Origin of the sequence: Geitlerinema sp. PCC 9228 (assembly GCF_001870905.1) — a bacterium.
Classification (GTDB): Bacteria; Cyanobacteriota; Cyanobacteriia; order Cyanobacteriales; family PCC-9228; genus PCC-9228.
The window spans coordinates 90,020-106,440 of the sequence record NZ_LNDC01000095.1; the positions used below are offsets into that span (position 1 = coordinate 90,020).

Here is a 16,421-nt window from a genome sequence, read left to right on the forward strand (position 1 = left end):
CGATCGCCTCTTTACGAGTCACCATCAAACCAGGTAGAGGAAGAAGTGGGTGGTTCGCTCCCCTAGTTGTGCTTCTTCCCTGTTCCTACCTTTCTATTGTAGTGGCGTTGTTAGCTAAGTGGCAGCTACATCCGTTTGCACCAACCCAGCGCGATCGCTGCTATCTTCGCTTTGGCGTTTCATTTGGGCACCGATTTGTTTCAATTTCCCTTCCAAGTTATCGTACCCTCGGTCTAGATGGTGTAAGCCGCGCAACAGGGTTTTGCCTTCTGCTGCCAATCCTGCCAGCACCAAAGCCGCTGAGGCTCGCAAATCCGTTGCCGTTACGGGGGCACCAGAAAGTTGCGGGACACCGGTAACAATGGCAATATTGCCTTTAATGCGAATATCGGCCCCCATACGTTTTAATTCCGCTACATGGCGCAACCGATTTTCAAAAACTGTTTCCGCGATCGCGCTGCTACCGTTGCTCAAAGAGAGCAAAGCCATAAATTGCGCTTGCATATCGGTAGGGAATCCCGGATAGGGTAAGGTTTCAATATCGGTGGCTTGCAAGGCGTCGCTGGCGTGCAGCTGCAAAAAGTTCGGGGTTGGTCGTTCGATATGCACGCCCATGGTTTGCAGTTTGGAAATGACCGCTCCCAAATGTTCCGGAATTACTGGCGATAGTTGCAAGTTAGATCTGGTAATGGCACCGGCGACCAACAAGGTTCCTGCTTCAATGCGATCGGGAATTACCGTGTATTCCACACCGTGCAGTTGGGGAACACCGCTAACGATCAGGGTTTTGGTTCCAGCACCACGGATGCGCGCTCCCATGGCACGGCAGAAGTTAGCCAAATCCTCCACTTCCGGTTCTTGGGCGGCATTTTCGATGATGGTTTCTCCTTCTGCTAGGGTGGCTGCCATCATCAAGGTCTCGGTTGCCCCAACGCTGGGATAATCCAAATAAATTTTGGCACCTTGCAGCCGCTGGCGGGAACCGGGAATGGCGGCATGCACCATACCATGTTTGATATGAACTTCTGCCCCCATGGCTTGCAAGCCACGTACGTGGAAATCCACTGGACGGGCACCAATGGCACATCCTCCTGGCAAGGGGACTTGAGCTACACCTACCCGTGCTAGCAGCGGACCGATAATGAAAAAGCTGGCTCGCAGTCGGTTGACTAGTTCGTAGGGCGCTTGGAACTGAGTGATGTGACGAGCGTCGATGTCTAAGGCGTCTCCACTTTGGTGAATTTTGACGCCTAATGAGGTGAGGACTTCCCCCATACGTGCGGCGTCTAACAGGGAGGGAACGTTGTGCAAGCGACATGGTTGGGGACACAGAAGCGTACCTGCCATAATAGCGAGAGCGGCATTTTTAGCCCCGCTAATGCGAACGTGGCCCTCGAGAGTAGACTGACCCCATATTTCCAGAACCGATGTGTCTGGTTGTGGTGGGGGAAGCTGGTTAGCCGAGGTATTTTCAGGGGTAATGGTTCTATCCTCCAACGTGGGTTTAACAAGCGAAGCCGTACACTAGGTGCGGAATTTGGTTTTGATTGTACCCAAAAGATACGCCAAATTTAGGTGTATTTTCCGGAAAACTACCATGCGCACCCAGAATCTCGCCGTTGCTTTTCGCGATTGGCTACGTTGAGAAAATTCATTTCTGGGCTTGGGTGTTGACAAAGTTGAGCGTTTTATAGAAAATATAATGATGGACTGGACGGTAAAAATAAGCGGAACTGGCGGAATTGGTAGACGCGCTAGATTCAGGTTCTAGTGTTCGCAAGAACTTCCGGGTTCAAGTCCCGGGTTCCGCATTCTAGCCCCTGGCTGGGGAACATGGTTCTAGAAGATCGTTTTTTTGACAAGGTGGCGACGCGCGCCTATGCTATCGAGCCTGCAAAATCCCTTGGTCAAACAAATGCGCAAGTTACAGCAACCCAAGGGTCGCCGGCAGCAGGGGTGGTTTTTGTTGGAAGGCACCCATTTGCTCCAGGAAGCGATCGCGTTTCGCTATCCTTTGGCGGTGGTGTGTGCGACGGCGCAGTGGCAGGAAAATCACCCGCATCTGTGGCAGCAACTGGTGGCTGGAACGGCGCGGGTGGAGACGGTTTCGGAGGCGGTTCTCGAAGCGATCGCGACCACCGTCCATCCCGACGGCATTGTTGCTGCTGCTTCCCCCAAATATCGACCCATGGCTACCTTACCGATTCCTGGTATAGGGGTGGTACTGGAAACCATTCAAGACCCTGGCAATTTGGGGACCATCATTCGTACTGCTGCTGCCACCGAAGCTGCCGGCCTTTGGTTGAGTGGCGATAGCGTTGACTGCGAACATCCCAAAGTTTTGCGCGCCACCGCCGGTCAGTGGTTTCGTTTGCCCATGCGTGTCAGCGAGAATTTGGTGGAAACCCTCCAATCGGCCAGACAGCAAGGCATGCAAATTGTGGCTACCACCGCGGGTGCCAAGCATACTTACTGGGAAATTGACTATACACAGCCCACTTTGGTACTTTTGGGCAACGAAGGGGCAGGATTGTCTGCCGAACTGCAAGCGATCGCCCACTGGCAGGTAAAAATTCCCCTATCTGCCGCTGTGGAATCTCTAAACGTTGCGATCGCCACTGCCCTAATTTTGTATGAAGGAAAGCGACAAAAACAGAACCGCTAACCAACGGTCCCCCCAGAAAAAATCAATTTTTTTTTAATTTCATTGCTACCTTCTCGCTGCCATATTGATAGATTGTTGGTTGCTACCGACAAGTGGCAAGAAAGCGGGAAACCAATCATTCTTGCCCCTGCCTCAAAGAACGCATATACGCATCAATATCAGCGGCTGCCTCTTCCAAAGCCTGCAAACTAAACTCCGCTGTTTCCGGTTGGTCAGAATCCTCTGGTATCGGGGAATCAAAAGCTTCCGAAGCCGACGGATCTTCGGGGTCGCTGTCTTCTGGTTCTTGGCAGCCTAACTGATATTCCAGTTGGTCGAGGGACTGCCGAAATTCATCTTCAGCAGTCCGACGCGTATAGGAATTCTCTGGGAATTCGCCATCATAACGATCTTCTGGTATAGCCATAAAGCAAATGCGTCCAGCTTTATAATTGCTGCTTCTATTATTGTAAGGTTTCCACAAATTGAAGAATTAGCGACAAAAAATCAGTTGATATGCAAAGATTTGTTTCCCACTAGTGCAATTCTATAGCAATTGAGAGACTTCCTGGTCCAGTATTCCCACAATCAATCGTTGTTTGTGTATCCATGGAAACAACATGGTAGAATAAGCGGAAATTCCCTTCCGATTCCCCGGTAAAAAGCGCGATCGCGTTGGGGAAGGGAAGAAAAAGGGGCAGCAGCGCGTTACGAGGAGATTGCCGTGACTTTTGATTACGACCTTGTCATTATTGGAGCTGGCGTAGGCGGCCATGGTGCTGCCTTGCATGCTGTGGAGTGCGGTTTGAAGACCGCCGTTGTAGAAGCAGCAGAAATGGGAGGAACTTGCGTCAACCGTGGATGCGTGCCCTCCAAAGCTTTGCTCTCCGCATCCGGTCGCGTACGAGAATTACAAGATGCCCAGCACATGCAAGAATTGGGCATTCAAGTAGGTCATGTTAGCTTCGACCGTCAAGCAATCGCGGACCACGCTCAAAATTTAGCCGGTAAAATTCGCGGCGATTTAAGCAAAAGTTTGGAACGCCTGGGCGTTGATGTAATTCGCGGACGGGGGCAAGTGACCGGCGAACAGCAAGTAACGGTGGCTACCCAATCAGGCGATCGCACCGTGAGCGCTCGGGATATTATTTTAGCCACGGGGTCGATTCCGTTCGTACCTCCGGGGATTGAGTTGGACGGCAAAACGGTCTTTACCAGCGACCAGGCCTTGAAATTGGAATGGCTGCCTTCCTGGATTGCAATTATTGGCAGCGGTTACATCGGTTTGGAGTTTGCCGATATTTATACCGCTTTGGGCTCGGAAATTACCATGGTAGAAGCCCTGGACCGCCTCATGCCTACTTTTGACCCCGATATTGCCAAACATGCCCAGCGCGTTTTAATCAAACCGAGAGATATTGAAACCCGCGTTGCCAAACTCGCCAAAAAAGTCACCCCCGGGTCGCCGGTGGCGATCGAATTGGCAGATGCACAAACCAAAGAAGTGGAAGAGGTATTGGAAGTAGACGCCTGTTTGGTGGCTACCGGTCGCCTGCCCGATACCAAGGATTTGGGATTGGAATCGGTGGGTGTAGAAACGGACAAGCGCGGTTTTATTCCAGTGAACGATTATTTGGGCGTGGTGAACAATGGCGAAACCGTTCCCCATTTATGGGCGATTGGGGATGCCACGGGGAAAATGATGCTGGCTCATACGGCTTCTTCCCAAGGGGTAGCGGTGGTAGAAACCATTTGCGGTCGCGATCGCACAGTGGACTATCGCAGCATTCCCGCAGCCGCCTTTACCCACCCCGAAATTGGGTTTGTGGGACTGACCGAACCCGATGCCAAAGAGGTGGGCAAAACGGAAGGATTTGACGTGGGGTCGGTGCGTTCTTATTTTCGGGCCAATTCCAAAGCTTTGGCGGATGGTGATGCTGAAGGGTTGGCGAAATTGATTTATCGTAAAGATACGGGGGAAGTGCTGGGTGCCCACATTGTCGGTCCCCATGCTTCCGATTTGATTCAAGAAGCCGCCCACGCGATCGCCAACCGCCAATCGGTGAAAGACTTGGCCTTTTTGGTACATACCCATCCCACGCTTTCGGAAGTGTTGGATGAGGCTTACAAACGGGCGCGGGCCAGCTTGTAGGCTTGTTCGTTGGGAAGCGATCGCGGCTATAGCCGTTCGGCAGAGGGAGGATCCCAAAGAACGGGGATTTCTCCCAGGTACCTACTCTTTTTATGGTTAACTCTTTTGAGAACGCAAATAAAAATGGAAATTCGCCGCCGTCCAACGCGCCCCACAGTTGATGTTAAAAACCTCCAATTTTACGTGGGGCACGACAGAGAAAAGCCGCAAAATATTCTCGAAGCCATTGTTTGGCACAAGGAAAAAGAAGTGGATGCCCTGCGGGAGCGCCTACCATTTTTGCAATTAAAAAACGAAGTGCGGAATGCGCCGCCAGTACGCGATTTTGTGGGTGCCCTGCGCCGCAGTGCCACCACACCGGCGGTCATTGCTGAGGTCAAAAAAGCCTCTCCCAGCAAAGGGGTGATGCGAGAAGATTTTGACCCGGTTGCCATAGCCACGGCCTACCAACAGGGGGGGGCCAGCTGTATTTCCGTACTCACCGACAGCAAATTTTTCCAAGGGAGTTTTGAAAACCTGGTCTCCATCCGAGCGGCGGTGGCGTTACCTCTGCTGTGCAAAGAATTTATTATCTATCCCTATCAAATTTACTGGGCGCGCCGGCATGGTGCCGATGCGGTTTTGCTCATTGCAGCGATTTTACCCGATAAGGATTTACGATATTTCCTCAAAATTGTCAAGGTTTTGGGCATGACGGCTTTGGTGGAAGTGCATACTCTGGAAGAGCTCGACCGGGTGTTGGCTTTGGAAGGGGTGGCGCTGATTGGGATAAACAATCGCAATCTGGAGGATTTTTCCGTTGGTTTGGAAACCACCAGTCAATTGCTGGCCCAACGCCAGCCAGCGCTCCAACAACGTCAGATTGCCGTGGTGAGCGAATCAGGATTGTATACCAACGACGATTTGCAACAGGTAGCGGCAGCAGGGGCCAATGCGGTTTTGGTGGGCGAATCTCTGGTGAAGCAGCCAGACCCACAGGTGGCGTTACAAAATTTGATGGCTGGTTCCAAGGAAGGTTCTGCCTACAGAAGCTAACCAAAAAGATAGAATTCAGTGTAAAGTAGTCAATGGTTGCTGTTGGGGAAGGCGTTGTTAGTTGTGAAACAGTCAAAATTTCCCTCAAATGCCGACCCCAACAACCACAGAACGGATCGCGCATGATTGAAAAAACCTTTGCCCACCCGGTTCCCCTACCTTCTCATATTCATTACGAGTTGTTGCTGCAACTGTTGGAACAGCAGACGGCTAGGGCCTTGGGATACGAATCGCCCTATCGAGAACAGGTACTGGAACTCATCGCGACCGTTCGCAAGGCTCTATCCCAACAAAAACGACTTGAGGAGTCCTGCCAACGAGACAAGATTGCTTTTGAATATCGCTGGTCTCTTCATGGGGATAAGTCAGAGTAAACCACAGGTTGCTAGCTTATCGCTGTGGGTGGGATGTTGGTTGAGCCAAGACGTGTAGATATCAGGAAGGAATAATGGAAGATAAACACATGTTGATGATTCCCGGTCCCACACCAGTGCCGGAGAAAGCACTGTTGGCTATGGGGAAACACCCCATTGGCCACCGGAGTGGGGAGTTTTCGGAAATTATGGGCAAGGTGACGGCCGGTCTCAAATGGTTGCACCAAACCCAAAACGATGTCCTGGTGCTGACAGCCAGCGGTACTGGGGCGATGGAAGCTGGAATTATCAATTTTTTAAGTCCCGGCGATCGCGTTTTGGTGGGATGTAACGGAAAGTTTAGCGAACGTTGGGCTGAAGTATGCCAAGCCTATAATTTAAATGTAGAAAAAATTACGGCGGAGTGGGGCAAACCCCTGGATCCAGAGGCTTTTCAGAAGCGGTTAAGCAGCGACACCAATAAAGAAATTAAAGCGGTCATCGTTACCCATAGCGAAACCTCTACGGGGGTTCTCAACGACCTGGAAACCATTAACCGCTATGTAAAACAGCACGGGCAAGCCCTAATTATGGTGGATGCGGTCACCAGCTTGGGATGCGTCAATGTTCCCGTAGACGAATGGGGCTTGGATGTGGTGGCTTCTGGTTCCCAAAAAGGATATATGATTCCCCCTGGGTTGGGCTTTGTAAGTGTCAGCGATCGGGCTTGGGAAGCTTACAAACAAGCCCAATGCCCCCGTTTTTATTTGGATTTGGGTCCTTACAGCAAGAGTGCTGCCAAAAATAGCAACCCGTTTACGCCACCGGTGAACTTGATTTATGCGTTGCAAGTGACCTTAAACATGATGCAAGCGGAAGGGTTGGAAAATATTTTTGCTCGCCACCAACGTTTGAGTGCGGCCGCGCGCGCAGGGGTGGAAGCGATGGGATTGCCTTTGTTTGCGCCCTCCGATTGCACCAGTCCGGCAACAACGGCGGTGGCACCGGCGACGGTAGAAGCGGAACAAATTCGTTCTTTGGTGAAGAAACGCTTTGATATCGCGCTGGCTGGCGGCCAAAATCAGCTGAAAGGCAAAATCTTCCGCATCGGACATTTAGGGTTTATCAGCGATCGCGATATCCTCGCCACTTTATCGGCTATTGAATCTGCTTTATTGGCTTTGGGTCACGATAGTTTCCAGCCTGGTGCTGGTGTGGCGGCGGCTGCCAAGGTTTTGCCATAGCGTCGGTTGCTCGTTTTCTGCCACTTGCTGGCGAGGGAGGGACCAGGGTTCCTTCCCTCCCTATTTATTTTTTCCCTTCCAACCAGTCGTAAATTTGGTTCAACTGTTCGATGGTTACCAATCCGTATTTCCACAAAATCATGGGTAACGGACCGGGGTCGGGTTCTGCATGACGCAAAGCAATAGCTAGGTCGGAATCGGATAGTTCTAAGTTTTCTTGTAAAAATTCAATGAGCGGGTCGTATCGGTTGGGTGTCATGACGACGCATCCTCCTAATATCGAAATACTATTGTTGTTGTCGTTGCGGGTAAAGTTCCTCCTGTCTACAGATGAATAGAGCCATGTTGGCAGCGAAATATATACCATCATAAAGGAGAAGCCGCGATCGCCTGGATCGGTTACTTGCACCTGGTTTTCCCTATCTCCAAGACACCATCTGTACTGCAAGTACCTATCCAGGTTCCCAATTCGGCGTAGGATATTCTGCGAAACCAGCGAAATTAAATGGCTGGCTGTCCGAGGGCAGCCACTTGGCTTCCGGCAAGTGCGATCTTGGTTGAAACTACTGCCAACCAAAACCGAAAATAGCGATCGCTACCAGACCACCTTTGCACGGGGTCAACCAAGTACCACGACACCACAGTAGCCGCTCGTCGCAGCCTATCTTCTCCCAGCAAAAATGCTTTCCCTGGCTAGCAGCATCTGGCAGCAGCCTCTAGCAAGTAAGAACGAAATTTTGAGGGCTGCCAGCATAGCAAAACTTTTTTGCAGGCGAAAGAAGTCATACCAAATCCAACCTCGGGAAACCACAATCTGTCTGTAGGGGAAACTCCCCGTAATTGCTTTCTTGTAGGGGCAGGCACGGGGGCACTACCCTACATTTTTGTGGGTGTATGTACGTTGGATTTCGGTTCAAACGGTCGGCGGCTGTTCCTCACACCCAAAAAATCCTTTAGCTACTTCCAACTTCTGCGAAAGATGGCTTGGGAAAACTAGCGTTCTGTAGCTAGTTCGATCCAGTAGCTAGCGCGGTTCCCAATGTGCCTTGGCTGTTTGGGAATTTTGCCGTTACTCCGTCAGCAAAGCCGCTGTGTCCCAGTTGTTTGCGAAGTTTATACAACTGCACTTTTGTACGATTAACCATATAGCGTAGCAGATCCAGGCGCTTCTGTATAGGTATATTTGTGCGTAGGAAATAAAAATTTTAATAAATTCTATTAACCTATGTATGGCTTCCTCACAACTGGCACCCCCAATGGTGGGACATGGGCAGCTTAATCGAGTTTTCTCCTTTTTCTTCAGGAAAATGCTGTTGGTTGCCTCGGTTGTGAAGGAGCGTTATGGTGTTAAGAATTCTATCCTTACGCGATCGCCTGCTTGAATGCCCAACTCCGCAGCCCGACCAGCGTTCAATTCGATAACTTGGTTAATGGGAATTGCTTCCATCCCATAGGTAGGGCAAACAGGGCGATCGCAGGGTGGGGCTTCTGCCACCACCTTTTCCACTCGACCGTCGCGCAAGAAAATCATATCCAAAGGAATCAGGGTATTTTTCATCCAAAAACGCACCACCCGGGGGGAATCAAACCGAAACAACATCCCCCGATTGCGCGGTAGCGATCGCCGGTACATCAGCCCGACGCGGCGTTGTTCGGCAGTTTGTGCCACTTCCAAATCCACCGTTGTGTCTCCCACCTGCATGCGAGCGGTAACCGGCAGTTGTTGCCCCTGTTTTTTTTGTTCTTTGATAGCAGCCATCCCCGCTAGGGGAGATCGATCGATCGTCTCTACCGCTCTAGTAACACCATCTGCCTGGCTGCGAAAGGCAACCAACGCGATCGCGGCAGTTGCCACGACCGTCACTGTAGAAACCACGCGCCAACGCACCATATTTCTTCCCTGCTAGTTTTCTCGCAATGCATATCCTACCCCACGCACAGTTTGAATCAAACGCTTTTGCCCTTCATCTTCCAATTTCAACCGCAAATAACGCACGTACACTTCAATGACATTGGACTCTCCGGTGAAATCGTGTCCCCAAACTTGCTCCAAAATTTGCTCGCGGGTAAGCACTTCCCCCGGATGCTCCATTAAATACTTAAGCAACTCGTATTCCTTTGCCGTCAGGTCAATTTCTTGCCCGTTGCGAATGGCTTTGCGGTTGGACAGATCCAGGGTTAAATCGCCAAAGCGTAAGTGTTCGCTCCCGTAGCTGTCGGGTTGGAGATACAGACGGACCAAATTTAGAAAAGTTTCCGTGCGGTAAGGCTTGATACAGTAATCGTCAGCGCCTGCTTCCAAGCAAGCCACCCGTTCGGCCACTGTATCGTGGGCCATCAACAAGAGGGCGGGACCGGAATAGCCCAAAAAACGCAACTGGCGGCAGAAATCCAAGCCAGATTCGCTGCCTAGGGCTTGGTCCACCACCACCAACTCCACAGGATTTTGGCGAACGCGATCGCAGCCGTTATGGATATCGCCAGCCAAAACCGGGTTGTATCCAGCTTCTTGCAGATCGAGACCAACCCGCTGGGAAAGCATCTCATCGGCTACGACCACAAGAACGCAAGCACGACTATCGTTTTGCATAGCGATCGGCGAAATGGGTTTTCTTGGAGGAAGTTAAGGAAGTTCCACAGAAGTGGGTTTGGCGATATGGGGCAATCCCCATCCCAGTTTTTCCCGCAAGACGCGGAAAAATTCCGGCGGTTGTATCCGAATAAAATGAGCCATGTGCTCCGAGCGAGTGACCCGCATGCGGTCTTCCGGTAAAACATAACAACCTGCATTGCCATCAACCACCATCATCAACGGATGGGTATTGGCAGAGAAGATGGTCACTGGTTCGCGATCGGAAAAAACCAAAGCCCGCGAAGCTAGAGAGTGGGGGCAAATGGGAACCAATTGCAAAACAGGCACCTCTGGAGTAATGACGGGACCGCCAGCGCTTAAGGAGTAAGCCGTGGAGCCAGTGGGGGTGGACAAAATTACACCATCGGCAGCAATATCGACCGGGGCGTGATGTCCCACTTCGATTTCAAAATGGCACATGCTAGTGAGGGGTTCCCGGTGGATGACCATTTCGTTGAGGCAGAGGGCTTCCCATACCAGAGTTTCGTCGCGAAACACCTGTACGGTGAGCATGGTACGCGACTCGATTTTGTAGTCCCCGGTCAGCACTTGTTCGATGAGCTCTGGGAGTTGCTGCAGGTATGCTTCTGTTAAAAAGCCCATGTGCCCGGTATTCACCGTTAGCAGGGGAATATCGTGACAAGCAACCTGCCGAAAGGCTGATAAAACGGTACCGTCTCCCCCCAGCACGACGGCGAATGTCATCTCGTCGTCAAATCCAGGAGGAGCTAGCGAATCAATGGGGGTATGGCACATGGGTTTTTCGGGGCTGGAATACCCCAGCAAACCACCAGACCCCGTGGCTACGTAAACTTCCCAGCCGCTGTCTGCAAGTTTTTGTTTAAGTTCTTCAGCGCTACGGGAAGCTACTGGTTTGGCGTCGTTGTATATAATGCCTGCTTTGGGCACGCTTGACTATCCAAAGTAGGTTGACTGTCTGCACTGCACGTTTGAAGCTAGATCGCCGCGATCGCGCCTCACGAAATTGGCGATCGCCAAACAAACCATCTAGCTGCAGGTAGCGTGTTGGTTGGTTCTACCACACGTCCGGCAAGGCGAACGGGCGAACCGAGCCCCAAATCCTACCTACGTACGTTTGTCGTTTATTCTACCACGGGCATAGCGATCGCGCTTCGATTCCCTATGGGGTTTTCCAGGGAGGGGTTTTTAAAAGGGAACCCGTTTTTTATCTCGGGACTTGGCTTTGTCCAAATCGTAGTTCAACTCCCGCAATTTCTTCATAATCCGGTTGAAGTATTCTTGCAGGTAGGACTCCAGGGTGGTCATGTCTTTGGGGTCGAGACCGAAGACTGCGTAAGTTTCTTGCATGTCGGCACTAAAGGGTTCGTTGCTGGCCAGCACTTCCACAAAAGCCAGGCGGTCGGCTGCATTCCATCCCCACTGGAAAAAACGCATAATGCGGCGCACCAACCGCAAAAAATTCACCGGCACCCGGGAAACTTTCGCCTGTTGCCCGGACAGCTGCTCGCATAAATTGATAATTTCGCCGGCTTGCCAAGCCCGAGAACCCACGACGGGAAAGCTGCGATTTTTGGTTTCCGGTACCTGCAACGCCCGCGTCGCAAATTTGGCAATATCTTGGGTGTCCATAAAGGCGGTGGGTGCCGATTCGCTGGTCACCCAGACCACTTGGCGGTCGAGAATGGGAACGGCATATTGGCCAATGAGACCTTGCAAAAAGCCACAAGGACGCAAAATGGTGTAATCCAACCCCGACTCTTCTAGAAAACGTTCCGTGCAGCGCTTAATTTCCATTAAAGGGACTTGGGGATATTTTTCGGCGTTCAAAATAGAAAAGAAAATATACCGTTCCACCCCTGCCTGCTTGGCGGCTTGGATGAGGGCTACTTTCCCATCCCAGTCCACTTCTTTAATGGTTAGGGAGTCGGTGGGGCGGGAGGTGGCCGCATCGATGACAGCATCGACGCCTTCCAAGGCGGGGGGTAGGGTGTGCGGGTCGCACAAATCTCCCAAAACCAGCTCAGCGCCCCATTCCTTCAAAAAGGCAGCTCTTTTATAATTTCTTACGAGGCAGCGTACTGTATATCCTTCATCCAGAGCCCGGCGGGCAACCTGCCTTCCCAGGGTGCCGGTAGCTCCTACAACAAATATTATACTCATGCAGATTTAATGGCTATATTTTAAAACACTCTTCTATAGAGTATCAGAAGTCTTCTCATTTCGTACACAAAAGTTTACATTTTTGCTGAAAAATACTCAGAATTGCTGGCCAACCGAAAATCCGAGCATCGCAGCTTCGGCATACAATGGTACATACAAGCTTGTAAAAGACGAACTGTATCGCCGTTATTTGTGAGTTGTAAAGATGTCCCACCTACACAATCGCTTCCAGCAATTGGAAACGCTGCCCGAATCCTGTAGCGAAATTCACGATACCGACCCAGAACAAATGCGTCGGGTCGCAGCAAACACGCTGAATATCGAGAAATCCCAGCGCATGGCAGAGTTTTTTGGTATTTTGGCGGATGCCAATCGCTTGCGGATTTTATCGGCACTTGCGGTGCAGGAAATGTGCGTTTGCGACTTGGCCAGAGCCGTACACATGAGCGAATCAGCGGTTTCCCACCAACTGCGGGCTTTGCGATCGCTGCGGGTGGTTGGATATCGCAAGGAAGGCAGAAAAGTCTTTTACCGCCTCAAGGACAACCACGTGCTCAACCTCTATAAAGAAGTGGCCGAGCACCTGGATGAACCTGAGGACTAGAGGCTGCTGCCAGCGTTTATGCTTCCTCGTTGCCTTCAGCTTTTAGCAACATATAGCCGACAACCAAGCCCACGGGAACCAAGACAAAAGAAAGCAAGGCAGCGTTGAAAATTTCTTCACCCATAAAGATTCGGTTCTCCTTTGCAGAACAGTTGACGCCATCTTTACTTTAATATCACAAATCGTAAACAAACAGAAACAGAATTGACATTGAACGTAACGAAACCAGCTGCAAATTCCACTGCCACCAGTTCTCCACTGCGTTTAGCCATTCCCATCGGCGACCCGGCGGGAATTGGTCCGGAAGTGGTGCTCAAAGCGTTGGCTGAACCTGAAGTAGCGCGTGGCTGCCAGGTGGCTTTGGTGGGATCGCGCGAAGTACTGTGGCGGTCGTACCGGCAACTGCAGAATCAGAGCGCACAACCGCTTGTACACCCGGATCGCATCGAAGTCATTGAACCCGAACTGCCCCCCGAAACTGGCACCAACATTCAACTAGGTACGGGCAATGCAGCCAGCGGTGCGGCGAGTTTTGCCTATTTACAAACAGCAGTGCGCGAAACCCTTGCCGGTCGCTTTCATGGTATTGTCACCGCTCCCATTGCCAAGTCAGCTTGGAAAGCAGCTGGATATTTTTACCCTGGGCAAACGGAACTTTTAGCTAGCATGGCAGGGGTGGAGCAATTTGGCATGTTGTTCGTGGCGCAGTCTCCCCACAGCGGCTGGATTTTGCGAACTCTGCTGGCAACTACCCATATTCCCTTACAGCAAGTACCAACCATGCTAACGCCGGATTTGCTTACCACCAAACTCGATTTGTTGGTTACCTGCCTGCAACAGGATTTTGCTATGACCGAGGGTAGCATTGCGATCGCTGGTTTAAATCCCCACAGCGGCGAAAACGGACAGCTCGGCAGCGAAGAAAAAGACTGGATGGTATCTTGGTTGCAAAAACAGCAAAAACAATATCCCCAAATGGATTTATGGGGACCCATACCGCCGGATACCATGTGGGTAAAACCTGGGTTGGTTTGGTACGGTCAAACCCAGGAAACTCCTGCCGATGCCTATCTGGCTTTGTATCACGACCAGGGATTGATTCCGGTGAAACTAATGGCTTTCGATCGCGCTGTGAACACCACGGTAGGGCTGCCTTTTGTGCGCACTTCCCCCGACCACGGCACGGCGTTTGATATTGCCGGTCAAGGGATAGCCGATGCGACGAGTATGAAGGCAGCGATTTCCTGGGGGGCTTACTTTGTGCGCGTTCGGCAAAATGGCTGAGAGATTCACCAACCGAACCAAAAAGTTATCAAAAACTTGATACAAAAGGAAAAGAATCTACTCTGGCGATCGCTTTTATTTCTTGCAATTTTTTATAGAAATTCTGTGGGGGCGATCGCCCCTTTTAAATTATTTTTGCGCAGCCTAGATGTTTGAGCGAATGATTTTTTAAGTCCAACCGTTCCCCTTCCTGGCATAGGGAGAAAAATTTTTCCCCGCTCTTAATTTTTCTTATCTTATTTCATATAACCAGTATATCATTTTGCTCCTTTTTTGTCAACCCATAGGATCGATAGCCATCCCGCGCGATCGCCTCCTATAGCGATCGTTTTCTGATAGGATGAGCCATGGATTGGCGATGCTTTCAGAGGGCTGCTGTCGCCAGCAAAGTAGGTCAAAAACGCACACCGCATGAGCACAACCATTACCGTTCCCGCCACCACAGCCAATATTGGACCCGGTTTTGATTGTTTGGGTGCCGCTCTCACCCTCAACAACCGGTTTTCCTTTTCTGTCACCAACAGCGATAACGTCGAGATTGCGGTAAATGGCGTAGAAGCGGAAAACATCCAAACTAGTCAAGATAATTTGGCATACCGCGCCTTCGTCAAATTCTACGAACACCTACAACAAACCCCACCAACGATTCGCCTGGACATTCAACTGGGGTTTCCTCTATCGAGGGGATTGGGAAGTTCCGCCACTGCCATTGTGGGTGGTTTGATGGGTGCCAACGAACTGGCGGGGCAGCCATTATCCACTGCCCAATTGATGCAACTGGCGATCGCTATTGAAGGGCACCCTGACAACGTGGTACCAGCTTTGCTGGGGGGCTGTCGTTTGGTAGCTGGTAGTGGCGAGGACTGGGATGTGTGCGATGTCCGGTGGCACCCGCAAATTGTTCCTGTGCTAGCCATTCCGAACTTTGAAGTATCAACCAAAGAAGCACGTGAGGTTTTGCCCAGCCAGTATCGCCGTGAAGACGCTATTTTCAATACTTCTCGTTTGGGAATGCTGATTCGTGGTTTGGAAACAGCCAACAAGAGTTGGTTATCGTTGGGAATGCGCGATCGCCTGCACCAACCCTACCGACAATCCCTCATCCCCGGTTACCAAGACGTGCGAGAAGCCGCGATCGCAGCAGGTGCCTATGGGTTGGCTATCAGCGGTGCCGGACCCACATTGCTGGCCTTATCTGCACCCAACCACTCCGCCGATATTGCCGTAGCCATGACCTCCGCTTGGCAGAAACACAATATCAATGCCCAAGTGAAAGTTCTAGGCATCGATCCGCAAGGTGCCCTCGCCAAAAGCAATTAACAAACGAGAAAAAGGGAACCAACAACAGATCGTGAACTCACCCTGGACAAAGCTCCTGACGTTGCTGTAGTCGGACGGGGCGTATAAATATCTGAGGTTTCCTCAGATGACAGTCCCTCGGCTTCTCTATGCCAAAGAGCAGATAGAGGAACGGGAGTTCGCCATTTGGATGAGGAACTTTTGCCATCATCCCACGGACTGTCATTTCTGCGAGTCAGTTTTAATGTCTGAGCCCAAGCTCTAGTACCGATGTTGTAACGAGCTGATAGATCGCATTTATATTGTTTGCCACTAGGAAACGTAGCTAGGGAGTGATTTTTTGCTGCGGTTAATACCATTTCTGAAACAGAACGATTATATGGAATTGGCCAATTGCCCTGGTAGGGGCGCTCACGCGTTGCCCCCCTACTCATGGGTTGCCTCCCCTACAAAAATGCCTCTATTATTGCTTGCAGATTATTAAGGAAATGGTATAACTTTTCCACTGCCATCAAAAGCAAAGCTAGAAGTCCCACAAGGATAAACCAACTCTGTCTTCCCTCCTGCAGAGCGTAAACTTTTCTTGGGTTAACGTGAGGTGGGTTCGGTGACTTTGGTGGTCCGCCAAACTTGCCAGCAGCTAACGCAGGTGACTTATTTGATGGCACAGGTGCGTCATACCAAATCCGTACTGGAAAGCCCCGATCGTGCAAGCGGGTCAGAACCCCCTGTTGTCCCCTTTGTAAAGGGGGACGGTTCGGGTTATGTTTGTGGTTTAGTAATATCGGATTTCGTATCACTTGGTAGGAGAAATTGCCGAAATCACTTCTACGCAGGTGAGGACTTCCCAGGCTATCAATCAATCTATTCAATAGGTTGCCCAACAGCAATGAGCGATCGCTGGGTATTTTTTTGCAAAACCAAAGATAGAAGGGATGTATCCTGCAGGAACCAACCGATCGTACCTATAAAGATTTTCCACTTTTTCCATTGAAGAGGTTAATGCAATAACAGGCATTTTTCATTAAGATT

At 50.8% G+C, this 16,421-nt stretch carries 17 protein-coding genes and 1 tRNA gene; 9 read left to right on the top strand and 9 right to left on the bottom strand.

From position 1 onward, the window contains the following. Positions 1 to 114 precede the first annotated feature (114 nt). Positions 115 to 1,482 (bottom strand): UDP-N-acetylglucosamine 1-carboxyvinyltransferase, encoded by a 1,368-nt coding sequence (gene murA / locus AS151_RS08790; RefSeq protein WP_071516701.1) that lies wholly within the window; start codon positions 1,480 to 1,482, stop codon positions 115 to 117. Between the two features lie 245 nt (positions 1,483 to 1,727). Here murA and AS151_RS08795 point away from each other — a divergent pair. Beyond that, positions 1,728 to 1,811 (top strand) — tRNA-Leu (locus tag AS151_RS08795). Between the two features lie 68 nt (positions 1,812 to 1,879). Then, positions 1,880 to 2,665, top strand: coding sequence for an RNA methyltransferase (locus AS151_RS08800; protein WP_071516668.1), 786 nt, complete (start codon positions 1,880 to 1,882; stop codon positions 2,663 to 2,665). Between the two features lie 115 nt (positions 2,666 to 2,780). Here the strand turns inward: AS151_RS08800 and AS151_RS08805 are convergent, their stop codons facing one another. Further along, complete coding sequence (locus tag AS151_RS08805; RefSeq protein ID WP_071516669.1) at positions 2,781 to 3,071, bottom strand: hypothetical protein; 291 nt, start codon at positions 3,069 to 3,071, stop codon at positions 2,781 to 2,783. 291 nt (positions 3,072 to 3,362) lie between these two features. On the opposite strand from AS151_RS08805, the gene lpdA reads away from it, so the two are divergent. From lpdA to AS151_RS08825, 4 genes are all read left to right on the top strand, one after another. Beyond that, the gene (lpdA, locus tag AS151_RS08810; protein WP_071516670.1) at positions 3,363 to 4,796 is read left to right on the top strand and encodes a dihydrolipoyl dehydrogenase; all 1,434 of its coding nucleotides are present in this window, start codon (positions 3,363 to 3,365) and stop codon (positions 4,794 to 4,796) included. Positions 4,797 to 4,919: 123 nt separating this feature from the next. Further along, positions 4,920 to 5,831 (top strand): indole-3-glycerol phosphate synthase TrpC, encoded by a 912-nt coding sequence (trpC, locus tag AS151_RS08815; protein WP_071516671.1) that lies wholly within the window; start codon positions 4,920 to 4,922, stop codon positions 5,829 to 5,831. A gap of 122 nt (positions 5,832 to 5,953) precedes the next feature. Further along, the gene (locus tag AS151_RS08820) at positions 5,954 to 6,205 is read left to right on the top strand and encodes a DUF5340 family protein (protein WP_071516702.1); all 252 of its coding nucleotides are present in this window, start codon (positions 5,954 to 5,956) and stop codon (positions 6,203 to 6,205) included. A 74-nt stretch (positions 6,206 to 6,279) separates the two neighbouring features. After that, complete coding sequence (locus tag AS151_RS08825; protein ID WP_071516672.1) at positions 6,280 to 7,428, top strand: alanine--glyoxylate aminotransferase family protein; 1,149 nt, start codon at positions 6,280 to 6,282, stop codon at positions 7,426 to 7,428. A gap of 64 nt (positions 7,429 to 7,492) precedes the next feature. On the opposite strand, the gene AS151_RS08830 is transcribed toward AS151_RS08825, so the two are convergent. The 6 genes from AS151_RS08830 to AS151_RS08850 form a co-directional block, all read right to left on the bottom strand. Then, complete coding sequence (locus AS151_RS08830) at positions 7,493 to 7,687, bottom strand: DUF2949 domain-containing protein (RefSeq protein WP_071516673.1); 195 nt, start codon at positions 7,685 to 7,687, stop codon at positions 7,493 to 7,495. 242 nt (positions 7,688 to 7,929) lie between these two features. Further along, entirely contained in the window at positions 7,930 to 8,106 is a 177-nt protein-coding gene (locus AS151_RS22050; RefSeq protein ID WP_170861352.1) for a hypothetical protein, read from the bottom strand. Positions 8,107 to 8,767: 661 nt separating this feature from the next. Beyond that, entirely contained in the window at positions 8,768 to 9,319 is a 552-nt protein-coding gene (locus tag AS151_RS08835; RefSeq protein WP_244532954.1) for a DUF192 domain-containing protein, read from the bottom strand. A 12-nt stretch (positions 9,320 to 9,331) separates the two neighbouring features. Continuing rightward, complete coding sequence (locus AS151_RS08840) at positions 9,332 to 10,018, bottom strand: response regulator transcription factor NblR (RefSeq protein ID WP_071516674.1); 687 nt, start codon at positions 10,016 to 10,018, stop codon at positions 9,332 to 9,334. Between the two features lie 33 nt (positions 10,019 to 10,051). Then, complete coding sequence (locus AS151_RS08845) at positions 10,052 to 10,969, bottom strand: NAD(+) kinase (RefSeq protein WP_071516675.1); 918 nt, start codon at positions 10,967 to 10,969, stop codon at positions 10,052 to 10,054. Between the two features lie 258 nt (positions 10,970 to 11,227). Further along, a complete protein-coding gene (locus AS151_RS08850; protein WP_071516676.1) occupies positions 11,228 to 12,202 on the bottom strand; it encodes an SDR family oxidoreductase in 975 nt (324 codons plus the stop codon). A gap of 205 nt (positions 12,203 to 12,407) precedes the next feature. On the opposite strand from AS151_RS08850, the gene AS151_RS08855 reads away from it, so the two are divergent. Then, positions 12,408 to 12,806 carry a metalloregulator ArsR/SmtB family transcription factor gene (locus AS151_RS08855; protein ID WP_071516677.1) on the top strand — a complete coding sequence of 133 codons (399 nt, stop codon included), beginning with the start codon at positions 12,408 to 12,410 and terminating at the stop codon, positions 12,804 to 12,806. 16 nt (positions 12,807 to 12,822) lie between these two features. Here AS151_RS08855 and petM read toward each other — a convergent pair whose 3' ends face one another. Next, positions 12,823 to 12,930 carry a cytochrome b6-f complex subunit PetM gene (petM, locus tag AS151_RS20720; protein WP_084639471.1) on the bottom strand — a complete coding sequence of 36 codons (108 nt, stop codon included), beginning with the start codon at positions 12,928 to 12,930 and terminating at the stop codon, positions 12,823 to 12,825. Positions 12,931 to 13,016: 86 nt separating this feature from the next. On the opposite strand from petM, the gene pdxA reads away from it, so the two are divergent. Together pdxA and thrB are read left to right on the top strand one after the other, a co-directional pair. Continuing rightward, positions 13,017 to 14,090 (top strand): 4-hydroxythreonine-4-phosphate dehydrogenase PdxA, encoded by a 1,074-nt coding sequence (pdxA, locus tag AS151_RS08860; protein ID WP_071516678.1) that lies wholly within the window; start codon positions 13,017 to 13,019, stop codon positions 14,088 to 14,090. Between the two features lie 411 nt (positions 14,091 to 14,501). After that, positions 14,502 to 15,410, top strand: a complete 909-nt coding sequence (thrB, locus tag AS151_RS08865; RefSeq protein ID WP_071516679.1) for a homoserine kinase — start codon at positions 14,502 to 14,504, stop codon at positions 15,408 to 15,410. Positions 15,411 to 16,421 lie beyond the last annotated feature (1,011 nt).